At 74.0% G+C, this 12,715-nt stretch carries 11 protein-coding genes; 8 read left to right on the top strand and 3 right to left on the bottom strand.

What is annotated here, in order from left to right; all coding sequences use genetic code 11:
* The first annotated feature begins 52 nt into the window (after window positions 1-52).
* The 4 genes from OG406_RS19500 (at window position 53) to kynU (ending at window position 4,402) form a co-directional block, all read left to right on the top strand.
* Complete coding sequence (locus OG406_RS19500) at window positions 53-1,669, top strand: MFS transporter (RefSeq protein WP_329186910.1); 1,617 nt, start codon at window positions 53-55, stop codon at window positions 1,667-1,669.
* Between the two features lie 104 nt (window positions 1,670-1,773).
* Window positions 1,774-2,187, top strand: a complete 414-nt coding sequence (locus OG406_RS19495) for a DUF3151 domain-containing protein (protein ID WP_164372831.1) — start codon at window positions 1,774-1,776, stop codon at window positions 2,185-2,187.
* Between the two features lie 168 nt (window positions 2,188-2,355).
* Complete coding sequence (locus tag OG406_RS19490) at window positions 2,356-3,201, top strand: tryptophan 2,3-dioxygenase family protein (RefSeq protein WP_164372832.1); 846 nt, start codon at window positions 2,356-2,358, stop codon at window positions 3,199-3,201.
* Window positions 3,194-4,402, top strand: coding sequence for a kynureninase (gene kynU, locus OG406_RS19485; RefSeq protein ID WP_164372833.1), 1,209 nt, complete (start codon window positions 3,194-3,196; stop codon window positions 4,400-4,402). The genes OG406_RS19490 and kynU overlap by 8 nt, the downstream gene beginning before the upstream one ends.
* 195 nt (window positions 4,403-4,597) lie before the next feature.
* Here the strand turns inward: kynU and OG406_RS19480 are convergent, their stop codons facing one another.
* Entirely contained in the window at window positions 4,598-5,215 is a 618-nt protein-coding gene (locus OG406_RS19480) for a TetR/AcrR family transcriptional regulator (protein WP_266847649.1), read from the bottom strand.
* Between the two features lie 194 nt (window positions 5,216-5,409).
* Between OG406_RS19480 and OG406_RS19475 the strand changes: the two genes are divergently transcribed.
* The 4 genes from OG406_RS19475 to OG406_RS19460 all read left to right on the top strand — a co-directional run bounded on the left by OG406_RS19475 (window position 5,410) and on the right by OG406_RS19460 (window position 9,965).
* A complete protein-coding gene (locus tag OG406_RS19475) occupies window positions 5,410-6,330 on the top strand; it encodes an alpha/beta hydrolase (protein ID WP_329186908.1) in 921 nt (306 codons plus the stop codon).
* 226 nt (window positions 6,331-6,556) lie between these two features.
* A complete protein-coding gene (locus OG406_RS19470; RefSeq protein ID WP_443067089.1) occupies window positions 6,557-7,894 on the top strand; it encodes a sensor histidine kinase in 1,338 nt (445 codons plus the stop codon).
* A gap of 80 nt (window positions 7,895-7,974) precedes the next feature.
* Entirely contained in the window at window positions 7,975-8,628 is a 654-nt protein-coding gene (locus OG406_RS19465) for a response regulator (protein ID WP_081221702.1), read from the top strand.
* 95 nt (window positions 8,629-8,723) lie between these two features.
* Window positions 8,724-9,965 carry a cytochrome P450 gene (locus OG406_RS19460; protein WP_266847647.1) on the top strand — a complete coding sequence of 414 codons (1,242 nt, stop codon included), beginning with the start codon at window positions 8,724-8,726 and terminating at the stop codon, window positions 9,963-9,965.
* Window positions 9,966-10,040: 75 nt separating this feature from the next.
* Here OG406_RS19460 and OG406_RS19455 read toward each other — a convergent pair whose 3' ends face one another.
* Window positions 10,041-11,654, bottom strand: a complete 1,614-nt coding sequence (locus OG406_RS19455) for an ABC transporter permease (protein WP_329186907.1) — start codon at window positions 11,652-11,654, stop codon at window positions 10,041-10,043.
* Complete coding sequence (locus tag OG406_RS19450) at window positions 11,651-12,691, bottom strand: ABC transporter ATP-binding protein (RefSeq protein ID WP_329186905.1); 1,041 nt, start codon at window positions 12,689-12,691, stop codon at window positions 11,651-11,653. The genes OG406_RS19455 and OG406_RS19450 overlap by 4 nt, the downstream gene beginning before the upstream one ends.
* Window positions 12,692-12,715 lie beyond the last annotated feature (24 nt).

Raw genomic sequence — 12,715 nt, 5'->3', positions numbered from 1 at the left:
GGAAGGGCCCGGCACCCCACGCGGTGCCGGGCCCTTCCGTATGCTCCGGGGTATGGCTGTGCCCGAGCGGGACGCATCGGACGACGGACCCGACACCGCCGTCGGACCTGCCCTGCGGATCTCCTCCCCGGCGGGGAAGTGGGTCCTGCTGACGACGGTCCTCGGGTCCAGCATGGCCCTGCTGGACTCGACGGTCGTCAACGTCGCCCTGCCGGCCATCGGCCGTGACCTGGACGCGAGCCTCGCCGCGCTCCAGTGGACCGTCAACGGCTACATGCTCTCGCTGGCCGGGCTGATCCTGCTCGGCGGCTCGCTCGGCGACCGCTTCGGGCGCCGGAGGATCTTCGTCGTCGGCGTGGTGTGGTTCGCCGCCGCGTCGCTGATTTGCGGGCTGGCCCCGAACGTCGGCATCCTCATCGCGGCCCGCGTGCTCCAGGGCGTCGGCGGGGCGCTGCTCACTCCCGGTTCGCTGGCGATCATCCAGGCCTCCTTCCACCCCGCCGACCGGGCCCGGGCCGTCGGCCTGTGGTCGGGCTTCGGCGGCGTCGGGGCCGCCGTCGGACCGTTCCTCGGTGGCTGGCTGGTGGACGGGCCGGGCTGGCGCTGGGTCTTCCTGCTGAACATCCCCGCCGCGCTGGTCTGCGTGCCCGTCGCCCTGCGGCACGTCCCCGAGTCCTCCGGCACCTTCGACGGGGGGAAGGCCGGGAGCGGGGAGGCCGCGGCGCACCGCCGCTTCGACGTCCTCGGGGCGGTCCTCGGCGCGGCGGCCCTCGCCCTGGTGACCTACGCCCTGATCGAGGCCCGGAGCGGTTCCGTGCTCGTGCCGGTGACGGCGGTCGCCGGTGTGGCGGCGGGCGTGGCCTTCGTACAGGTCGAGCGGCGGCGGTCCGATCCGATGATGCCGCCGGACATCTTCGCGTCACGCCAGTTCACGGCCGTGAACCTGGTGACCCTGTGCGTCTACGCGGCCTTCGGCGGCTTCTTCTTCCTGACCGCGCTCCAGCTCCAGGTGGTGGCGGGGTATTCCGCGCTCGAAGCCGGTACCGCCCTGCTGCCGACCACGGCCCTGATGCTGCTGTTCTCCGCACGCTCCGGCGAGCTCGCCCAGCGGATCGGGCCGCGCATCCCGCTCACGGTCGGCCCCCTGCTGTGCGCGACGGCCATGCTGCTGATGCTGCGGGTCGGCGAGGACGCCTCGTACGTCGCGGACGTGCTGCCCGCGCTGGTGGTGATGGGCCTCGGCATGGTCACCCTGGTCGCGCCGCTGACCGCGACCGTGCTGGCCTCGGTGGACACCGGGCGGGCGGGGCTGGCGAGCGGCATCAACAACGCGGCGGCCCGTGCCGCCGGTCTCGTCGCCGTGGCCGCGCTGCCCGTGCTCACCGGGATGGGCTCGGAGGCGTACCGCTCGGCGGACGCCTTCGACGCCGCGTTCCGGCGGGCGATGCCGCTGTGCGCGGGCGTGCTGGTGGTCGGGGCGGTGCTCGCGTTCACGACCGTGCGCCGTCCCGCCCCGGACTGCCGGCGCCCCGAGTGCCGGACCCACGGCTCGATCCTGGCGCCGCCGCTGGAACCCCGCCGCACCAGCCACGGCACCCTGGGGCCCGCAGGCCCCGCACGCCCGGCGGGCCCGGACACTCCCGGCCCGGGCCCGGGCCCGACCCCCTGACCGCCCGGGCCCGCGCGCCGTCCGGGCCGGCCTCGCCCCGGAAAGGTGCCGCCGCCGCTCCGCCGGGCGGTGGGCCGGGTGCGGGATGCGCCAGACTGGAACCCATGACGATTCACGAGAACCTCCTCGGGGGACCGCCCCCGACCCATCTCCCCGACGACCCGGAGCCGCGTGAGCTCCTCGCGAACGGCACGGCCCCCGCCGACGTCGCCGCCAAGTACCCCACCTCCTCACTCGCCTGGGCGCAGCTCGCCGACGAGGCGTTCGAGCGGGGCAGCGTCGTCGAGTCGTACGCCTACGCCCGTACGGGCTACCACCGCGGTCTGGACTCCCTGCGCCGCAGCGGCTGGAAGGGCCACGGCCCGGTGCCGTGGGACCACGAGCCGAACCGTGGCTTCCTGCGTGCCCTGCACGCCCTCGCCCGCGCCGCCGGAGCGATCGGCGAGCAGGAGGAGTACGAGCGCTGCAGCCAGTTCCTGAAGGACTCCTCGCCGACGGCGGCCCAGACGCTGGGCTAGTACCGGACCCCGTCCGCACGGGGCCCTGATGCGGGTCCGCCTGGTGTGACCAGGCGGACCTTGCGGTTTCGGGGGACGATTGTGGAGGATGCCCGGTGGGGACCGGGGCCCCCGTGTCGGTAACGGCAGGGGCGGACCGCTACCCGGAGCACAACGCAGGAGACAGCGATGTCCCACCAGGCTCAGCCCCCGCAGGCTCAGGAGCCCGAGACCCCGCATCTCGACTTCCAGGGCACGACGCCGTACGAGGACTACGTACAGGCCGACGTGCTCACCCACCTCCAGCACACCCTCTCCGACGACCCCGGAGAGATGGTCTTCCTGGTGACGACCCAGGTCATGGAGCTGTGGTTCACGGTCATCGTCCACGAGTGGGAGACGGCGGCGCGCGCCCTGCGCTCGGACGACATCCCCGTCGCGGTGGCCGCGCTGAAGCGTTCGGTACGGGAGCTGGAGGCGCTGAACGCCTCGTGGCGGCCGCTCGGACAGCTGACCCCCGCCCAGTTCAACTCCTACCGGTCGGCCCTCGGCGAGGGCTCGGGCTTCCAGTCCGCGATGTACCGGCGGATGGAGTTCCTGCTCGGCGAGAAGTCCGCGTCGATGCTCGTCCCGCACCGGGGCGCGCCGCGCGTGCACGCCGAGCTGGAGAAGGCCCTGCACGAGCCGAGCCTGTACGACGAGGTGCTGCGGCTCCTCGCCCGCCGCGGCCACGCGATCCCGGCCGCCGTGCTGGAGCGCGACGTGTCCCGGCGGTACGAGCCCGCCCGCGAGGTGGAGGCCGTCTGGACCGCGCTGTACGCCGGTGACGACAGCGACGAACTCGCCCGTCTCGGCGAGGCGTTGACCGATGTCGCCGAGCTGGTGTGGCGATGGCGCAACGACCACCTCGTCGCCACGCGCCGGGCGATGGGCTCGAAGACCGGCACGGGCGGCTCCGCCGGGGTGGCCTGGCTGGAGAAGCGCGCGCAGAAGAACGTGTTCCCCGAGCTGTGGACAGCGAGGTCCCATGTCTGAGCGAGCCCCCGGGTCCCTGGCCGAGCGGGCGGCGGAGCTGGACGCCGCCGACGAACTCGGCAAGCTGCGTGAGCGGTTCGTGCTCGACGACGTGGTGTACCTGGACGGGAACTCGCTCGGCGCGCTGCCGGTCGACGTCCCCGGCCGGGTCGAGGACGTCGTCCGCCGTCAGTGGGGCGAACTCCGCATCCGTTCCTGGGAGGAGAGCGGGTGGTGGACCGCGCCCGAGCGGATCGGCGACCGGATCGCCCCGCTCGTCGGCGCCGCCCCCGGCCAGATCGTGGTCGGCGACTCGACCAGCGTCAACGTGTTCAAGGCCCTGGTGGGAGCGGTACGGCTCGCCCCGGAGGGCCGGGACGAGATCCTGGTCGACGCGACGACGTTCCCGACCGACGGGTACATCGCGGCCTCGGCCGCCCGCCTGACCGGCTGTGAACTGCGCCCGGTCGATCCGGCCGAGGTGCCCTCGGCGCTCGGCCCGCGCACGGCGGCCGTCCTGCTCAACCACGTCGACTACCGCACGGGCCGGCAGTACGACCTCCCCGCCCTGACCGCCGCGATCCACGCGGCGGGCGCGCTGGTGGTGTGGGACCTGTGCCACAGCGCGGGCGCCCTGCCCGTCGGCCTCGACGAGCACGGAGTGGACCTGGCGATCGGCTGCACCTACAAGTACCTGAACGGCGGCCCCGGTTCGCCCGCGTACCTGTACGTGCGGTCCGACCTCCAGGACCGCTTCGACTCGCCGCTGCCCGGCTGGAACTCGCACGCCGAACCCTTCGGCATGAGCCCGTCGTACGAGCCCGCGCCGGGTGCGCTGCGAGGCCGGGTCGGCACCCCGGACATCCTCTCGATGCTGGCTCTCGAAGCGGCCCTGGAGGTCTGGGACGGCGTCCCGATCGACTCCGTCCGCGCCAAGTCCCTCGCCCTGACGGACTTCTTCCTGGAGTGCGTCGAGGCGTACGTGCCGGAGGGCCGCGTCGCGTCCGTGACCCCGGCCGCCGCCGCGGAACGGGGCAGCCAGGTGGCCCTGCGCTGCGCGGACGCGGGCCCGGTCATGAAGCGGCTGATCGACCGGGGCGTCGTGGGCGACTTCCGCCACCCGGACATCCTCCGCTTCGGTTTCACCCCGCTGTACGTCGGCTTCAAGGAGACGGAACGAGCGGCACGCGTGCTGGCGGAGGTGCTGGGCCAGGAGGTTTGAGCCCCTCCGGCGTTGGAGGAGCGGGGTCCGGGGCGGAGCCCCGGGGGCGGGAAGGGCAGGGGCGGCGGGGGCGAAAACCCCGTCCGCCCCACCGCCCTGCGGGAGCATCGGCACCCAGGGCCGCCATCGGCACCCAGGGCCACCGGGGCCACCCGACCACCCAGCGCCACCCGGCCATCCAGGGGTCACCGGGGTTCACCCGGCGACGACGAACACCCCCGCCACCGCGGCGGCCACCGCGGCGGACGCGGCCAGCTCGGCATCGGCGGCACTCGGCACCGCACCGCCGGTGAGCAACCCGTAGTACAGCGGCGCCGAAACGGCCCGCACGACCGCCCCCGCGTCCGTCCCCACCGGCAACTCCCCCCGGGAGACGCCCTGCTCGACGCAGGGTGCCCACTCGGCGACCCGCACCGCGTAGAACCGGCGCAACGCCTCCGCCGTCCGCGCGTCGCACGCCCCGGCGGCGATCACCGCCCGGAACAGGGCTCCCTGCCGGGGATCGGCGAGCGTCCGCCGTACGAGGTCGGCGTTGGCGCGCAGGTCGCCGAGCACGCTGCCGGTGTCCGCGCGGGGGAGCGACTGCTCGGCCATGTCGCCGAGCAGGTCGGCGACCAGGGCCGTCACGGTGCCCCACCGGCGGTAGACGGTCGTCTTGCCGACCTCGGCCCGCCGGGCGACGTCGGCGAGGTCGAGGTGGGCGAAACCTTCCTCGGCGAGCACGTCCCCGGCGGCCCGCAGGACGGCCGCGCGGACACGTGCGGTACGCCCGCCGGGACGTACGGTGCCGGGCTCGGCGGACTCGGCGGACATGTCGGTCTCCTTCGCGGATCAAGGGCGGCGGCGGGGCCGCGGACCGCCAGCGTAACGAAACGGCAGAACCGTTTAACCCTCACCGAGCGTGACAACCCCGTGTCGACGCACGTCACCGGCCTGATACCGTCCCGGCCAACGGCCGAATTCTTCCCTGGTCCGCCAAATCCGTTTCACCGCTGAGAGGTTGGAGCATGCAGGACGACGCCGCACCCCAGGACGGCTCCGACGCCGAAGAGGCGTCGGCCTTCTCCCACCCGGCCGTGGACCCCGACGTCACGGTGGCGTACGGCGACCACCCCGACCAGGTGATCGACTTCTACGCCCCGCGCGATCCCGACCCGGCGATCCCCACGCCGCTCGTGGTCGTCCTGCACGGCGGCGCGTGGCGGGCCCCGTACGACCGGCGGCACGTCACCCCGTTCGCGGACTTCCTGACCCGGCGGGGCTTCGCCGTGGCGAACGTCGAGTACCGCCGGGGCGAGGCTCCGGCGCAGGCGTCGGGTGGTCCGATCCCCGCGCAGGGCGGGCCGGCGGACCCCGCGGGTCCGGTCGCCGGACGCTGGCCCGACACCTTCGACGACGTGGCCGCCGCGCTGGACGCGCTGCCCGCGCTGGTGCGCGAGGCGGTGCCGGGGGCCGATCCCCGCCGCATCGTGGTCGTCGGGCACTCGGCGGGCGGACACCTCGCGCTGTGGGCCGCGGCGCGTCACCTGCTGCCCGCCGACGCCCCCTGGCGCACCGAGCGTCCCGCGCAGTTGCGCGGGGTCGTGGCGCTCGCCCCGATCGCGGACTTCGAGGTCGCGGAGAAGCTGGGTGTCTGCGGTGGCGCCGCGCGGCAGCTGCTCGGTGGGGAGGTCGGATTCGACGAGCGTCTGCCGTACGCCGACCCCGTCCGGCTGCTGCCCACCGGGATCGCCACCACCCTGGTCCAGGGGCGGAACGACGTCGTGGTGCCGCAGGCGGTCGCCGAGGCGTATGCCGATGCGGCGGCGAAGGCGGGCGAGGTGGTCGGTCTGACGCTCCTGGAGGACGTCGGCCACTTCCCTCTCATCGATCCGGCGGCGGACGCCTGCGCGGTCGTCGCCGAGGAGATCGCCCAACTGGCCTGGTAGCCGGCCCGGTTGGCCCCGGGGCTCCCTGTCCCTCCTGGTCGGCCACGACCTCTCCTCGCCCCCTCCGCCCCTGCCCTTCCCGTCCCCCGGGGCTCCGCCCCGGACCCCGCTCCTCAAACGCCGGAGGGGCTGATCTATCCCGCCCCCACCGGACCGGAGCCGGAGATACCCGCACCCTGTCGTACCTGTAGTACCTGAGACGGACCCCGAAGGACCCTCCTCGGAGGTGACGACCGCGGCGCGGCCGCCGCCTACCGTTTCGAACGTGACCGACACCAGCCACCCCGGCCCGGAGTACCGCCTCGTCGCGGACCTGCGGCAGGACATGTTCCGCGACGTCTTCGCCTACCGCCCGCTGCCCCCGATGCGCACGGACGGCCCCCTCACCCGCCGTCTCTCCGGCACCCTGCGCGCGTACGCCTCCTGGACCCCGCACGCGACCGTGGTGGCCGCCGGTCTGATCGCGATGGCGGCGGGCTACACCGCCGCCGACGGCGACGACGGCTTCGGGCCCCTGCTGTGCGGCCTCCTCGCCCTGCTCCCGGTACTGGTCACGCTGATCCGCCCGATCGGAGCGTTCTGGTTCTCGATGGCGGCGGCCCCGGTCGTCGCCGTGTTCGGCGGCGCCTCGGGCGACTGGCCGTGGGCGCCGGGCAGTTTCATCGCCCAGGTGACGGTGATGACCGTCGTGGCACTGCGCAGCCGCCCCCGCGTCGCCGCGTGGATGTGGCTGCTGACGGCGGCGTTCAGCATGTTCTCGGAGGCCCTGTTCGGCGGCGGCTACTACGGCTCCAACACGTTCCCGCTGCTGTTCGTCTCCGCGCTGGCCCTGCTCGTCGTCACGGTCCGCACCGTCCGCCGCGCGGCGGACGAGGAGGTGACCGCGCACCAGTCGGAGACGGCGCAGGAGCGCTCCCGGCGCACGCTGCTGGAGGAGCGCACGACGATCGCCCGCGAGCTGCACGACGTCGTCGCGCACCACATGTCGGTGGTCGCCATCCAGGCGGAGGCGGCTCCCTACCGCGTGCAGAATCCGCCGCCGGAGCTGGAGCAGGCCTTCGTCACGATCCGCGAGAACGCCGTCGCCGCGCTCACCGAGCTGCGCCGGGTGCTGGGCGTGGTGCGCGCCGAGGACTACGAGGCCCCGGACGCCCCGCAGCCCACGCTCGCCGACCTGGACGCGCTCCTCGCCAATGTGCGGGAGGCGGGCCTGACCGTGGAGAAGGCGGTCACCGGAGCGGTGCGCGAACTGCCGCAGGGGGTCGAGCTGTCGGCGTACCGGATCGTGCAGGAGGCGCTGAGCAACGCCCTGCGGCACGCGCCGGGGGCGTCGGCCCGGGTGGAGATCGGTTACGTCCTCGGCGGGCTCGGCCTGCGGATAGTCAACGGTCCCGCGCCGGTGACGTCGTCGGTGAAGTCCTCGCACGGCGCGGGGCACGGCATCACCGGCATGCGCGAGCGGGTCACGATGCTGGACGGCGAGATGACGGCGGGGGTGACGGACGACGGGGGCTACGAGGTGGCGGTGTTCCTGCCGGTGCCGTCGGCGGAGGAGACGGGATGACACGGGACACGTTCGGCGGGGCCACGAACGGTGGCACGAACGCCGGCACAAACGGTGGCACGGACGCCGGCCCGATCCGGGTGCTGATCGCGGACGACCAGATGATGGTCCGCGAGGGCTTCTCGGTGCTGCTCGGCGCGATGCCGGACATCGAGGTGGTCGGGGAGGCGGTCAACGGCCGCGAGGCGGTGGACCGGGTCCGCGAACTGGCCCCGGACGTCGTCCTGATGGACATCCGCATGCCGGAGATGAACGGCATCGAGGCGACCCGGGAGATCGTCGCCGCGGACGGCACCGCGAAGGTGCTGGTGCTGACGACGTTCGACCTCGACGAGTACGTGTACCAGGCGCTGCGCGCGGGAGCGTCCGGCTTCCTGCTGAAGGACGCCTCGGCCCGCCAACTCGCGGACGGGGTACGGGTGGTGGCCGCCGGTGAGGCGCTGCTGGCCCCCTCGGTCACCCGGCGGCTGATCACGGAGTTCTCCAAGCTCGCGGACACGCCCCGGATGTCGGCGACGGCGCACGCGGCGTACGGGGACCTGACCGACCGGGAGACGGAGGTGCTGGTGCTGATCGCGCAGGGCCTGTCGAACGCGGAGATCGCCGCGCGGCTCGTCGTGGCGGAGTCGACGATCAAGACCCATGTGAGCCGCATCCTGGTGAAGCTGGGGCTGCGGGACCGTACGCAGGCGGCGGTGTTCGCGTACGAGGCCCGTCTGGTCACCCCGCGCTGACGCCCTCCGGTCCGCTCCCCTCGCCGCCCCGCCTCGGGCACCTCGCCCCGGGTCACCCCTGTTCAGCGGGGGTCTCCTCGGGCTAGCGTCCGGTCATGGCAGCTTTGGAGACGTCCGCCGCGCAGACCCCGGCCCCGGGGGCCTTCGACCCGTGGGACCCGGCGTTCGTGGCGGATCCGTACCCGGCGTACGAGGAACTGCGCGCACGGGGCCGGGTGCACCACTACGAGCCGACGAACCAGTGGCTGGTGCCGCGTCACGCGGACGTGTCGGCGCTGCTGCGGGACCGCAGGCTCGGCCGGACCTACCAGCACCGGTTCACGCACGAGGACTTCGGCCGGACGGCACCGCCGCCGGAGCAGGAGCCGTTCCACGTGCTCAACGACCACGGGATGCTGGACCTGGAGCCCCCGGACCACACCCGGATCCGCCGGCTGGTGTCGAAGGCGTTCACCCCGCGCACGGTGGAGCGGCTGAAGCCGTACGTGGAGGGGCTGGCCGGGGAACTGGTCGGCCGGCTGGTGGAGGCCGGCGGCGGCGACCTGCTGACCGACGTGGCGGAGCCGCTGCCGGTGGCCGTGATCGCGGAGATGCTGGGCATCCCGGAGTCCGACCGCGCGCCGCTGCGGCCCTGGTCGGCGGACATCTGCGGGATGTACGAGCTGAACCCGTCCGAGGAGGTCGCGGCGCGGGCGGTCCGCGCGTCGGTGGAGTTCACCGAGTATCTGCGCGTGCTGATCGAGGCCCGGCGCAAGGAGCCGGCGGACGACCTGATCTCGGGGCTGATCGCGGCGCACGACGCGGGCGACCGGCTCACCGAGCAGGAGATGATCTCCACCTGCGTCCTGCTGCTGAACGCGGGGCACGAGGCGACGGTCAACTCCACGGTCACCGGCTGGTGGAACCTGTTCCGGCACCCCGCCCAACTGGCCGATCTGCGGGCGGACCACACGCTGATCCCGTCGGCGGTCGAGGAACTGCTGCGCTACGACACCCCGCTCCAGCTGTTCGAGCGGTGGGTCCTCGACGACATCGAGATCGACGGGACGACGGTGCCGCGGGGCGCGGAGATCGCGATGCTCTTCGGTTCGGCGAACCGTGACGCCGAGGTGTTCGCGTCCCCGGACACGCTGGACCTGTCGCGGGCGGAGAACCCGCACATCTCCTTCAGCGCCGGCATCCACTACTGCATCGGCGCCCCGCTGGCCCGCATCGAGCTGGCCGCGTCCATGAGCGCGCTGCTGACCAGGGCTCCCGGACTCCGGCTCACCGAGGAGCCGGTCCGCAAGCCGGGCTTCGTGATCCGCGGCCTGGAGGGCCTGAAGGTCGAGGTCTGAGCCGGCCCGGGCCCGAGGTCCGAGCACGGCTCGGACGCGCCTCACCACGTCGTCACGTGGTGAGGCGTGATCACGTCACGTCGTCAGGTCCCTCCGCCGCAGGGCCACCAGTCCGGCAGCCGTCAGGACCGCCGCGAGCCCGGTGAGGGCGAGGACCGGGGGCCACGCCATGGCGTCGCCCGGCAGCTTCGGGAGGTGGCCGAAGGGGGACAGCTCCAGGACGGCCCGGGGCACGTCCAGGGCGGGGCCGATCCAGCCGAGCAGCAGGGCGAGGCCGGCCGCAGCCCAGGCACCGGGCGCGAGCCGGGGGGAGAGGCCGTACAGGAGGACGGCGAGGCCGCCGAGCGTCCAGACGGCCGGGATCTGGACCAGGCAGGCGCCGAGGACCGGACCCAGCTCCGCTCCGTGGCCGACGCCGAGACCGAGTCCGCCGAGCAGCATGACGAGGACCGTGCCGCCGAAGGCGGGGACGAGGTGGCCGGCGGCCCAGCGCAGCCGGCCGACCGCCGCCGCGAGCAGGGGTTCGGCGCGCTGCGAGGTCTCCTCGCCGTGCAGCCGGAGCACGGAGGAGACGACGAACAGGGCGGCGACCATGCCCAACAGGTTCACCATGGTGGCGAGGAAGGCGTCGGTGATGCCGTTCCGGCCGCCCATCCGCTCGATGACGGCGCGGGTCGCGGCGTTGTCGCCGACCAGGTCGGCGGCGCCCCGGGTGATGGCTCCGAAGGCGGCGCCCGCGGCGAGGAAGCCGAGGCTCCAGCCGAGCACGGCCCCGCGTTGCAGGCGCCAGGCCAGGGCTCCGGCCGTGCCGAGGCGGCCGGTCGCGGGGCCGGGACGGGCGGGCAGGAAGCTCATGCCGACGTCACGGCGACCGGCGAGCGCGTAGGCGACGGCGCCCTGTGCGGCGACGGCGGCGGCGAACAGCGCGAGCACCCACCACCGTTCGTCCGCGAAGGCGCGGGTGTTCTCCAGCCAGCCGATCGGGGAGATCCACGTCAGCGCGGAGGAGCCGTCGTCGCTCGCCGCGTCGCCCGCCGCCCTGAGGACGAACGCGGCGCCGAGCAACGCGCCGGTCAGGCCCCTGGCGAGCCGGGCGCTCTCGGTGAACTGGGCGACGACGGCCGCCACGGTCGCGAAGACCATGCCGACCCCGCCGACGGTCAGTCCGAGCGCCAGCGCGCCGGCCCGGCCCTGACCGGCGAGGCCGGCCGCGACGAGCAGCGCGAGGACACCGTTCGCGACCAGTGCCGCGAGCAGCGCCGCGGTCAGCGGGGCGCGCCGCCCGACCATCGCGGCCGAGACGAGTTCCTGCCGTCCGCTCTCCTCCTCGTCGCGGGTGTGACGGACGACGACGATCAGGCTCATGACGGCGGCGAGCACACCGGCGAAGCAGCCGACGCGCCAGGCGGTGAGCCCGCCGAGGGAGTCCGCGAACACCGGCCCGTAGGTGGCGCGCAGGGAACTGTTGGTGAGCATCTGCCGTGCCACGTCGGCCCGTTCGGCCGGGGTGGCGTACACGCTCTTCAGCGAGCCGGGCAGCGAGAGCACCAACAGGCCGGTCACACCGATCCACACGGGCAGGGTCACGCGGTCGCGGCGCAGCGCGAGCCGCAGCAGCGTGCCGGTGCCGGCCAGCGGACGCGCACCGCCGCCACGGGCGGCGAACGCTCCGGCGGTCGTGGCGGTCATCGTGCCGCCCCTTCGGACGCGCCCCGGGCCGCGGCCCGTCGGCCCCCGGTTCCGCTCCCGTCCGAGCCCCCGTCCGCTCCCTGGCCCGATCGGTCGCCGGGGCCGTCGTCCGATCCGTCGTCCTGGTAGTGCCGCAGGAACAGCTCCTCCAGGGTCGGCGGGGCGGAGGTCAGCGACCGTACGCCGGAGTCGGTGAGTGAGCGCAGGACGGCGTTCAGCCGCTCGGTGTCGACCTGGAGCCGGACCCGGCTGTGGACGCCGTCGGGAAGGGGCCCGGTGTCCTGGACGTCGAGGCTGTGCACTCCGGGCAGCCCCGCCAACGCGCCCGGCGGGCCGGTGAGTTCGGCCGTGACGCTGGTGCGGGTCAGGTGCCGCAGTTCCGCCAGGGAGCCGCTCTCCACGGTCCTGCCGGCCCGGATGATGCTGACGCGGTCGCAGAGTTCCTCGACCTCGCTGAGGATGTGCGAGGACAGCAGGACGGTGCGGCCCCGCGCACGCTCCTCCTGGACGCACCGGCGGAAGACCTCCTCCATCAGCGGGTCGAGGCCCGAGGTGGGTTCGTCGAGGATCAGCACGTCGACGTCGGAGGCGAACGCGGCGACGAGCGCGACCTTCTGGCGGTTGCCCTTCGAGTAGGCGCGGCCCTTCTTGGTGGGGTCCAGTTCGAAGCGCTCGACGAGGCCGGCCCGCCGTGCCGGGTCGAGGCCTCCGCGCCGGCCCCCGTGCAGCCGTCCGTACAGGTCGATGACCTCGCCGCCGGAGAGGTTGCGCCACAGGGTCACGTCGCCCGGGACGTAGGCGACCCGGCGGTGCAGTTCGACCGCGTCGCTCCAGGGGTCCATGCCGAGCATCTGCGCCGCGCCCGAGTCGGCGCGCAGCAGACCGAGCAGGACCCGGACGGTGGTGGACTTCCCGGAGCCGTTCGGACCGAGGAAGCCGTGCACCTCGCCGGCCTCGACCTCCAGGTCGAGCCCCTCCAGCGCGTGTGTCCTGCCGAACGCCTTGCGCAGCCCGGAGACGCTGATTGCCTTCGTCATGTTTCAGAACGTACGCTTACTTCA

The organism is Streptomyces sp. NBC_01428 (genome assembly GCF_036231965.1).
GTDB lineage: Bacteria > Actinomycetota > Actinomycetes > Streptomycetales > Streptomycetaceae > Streptomyces.
Note: the sequence above shows the minus strand (reverse complement) of the source record. Positions and strands in the feature narration are given on the sequence as shown.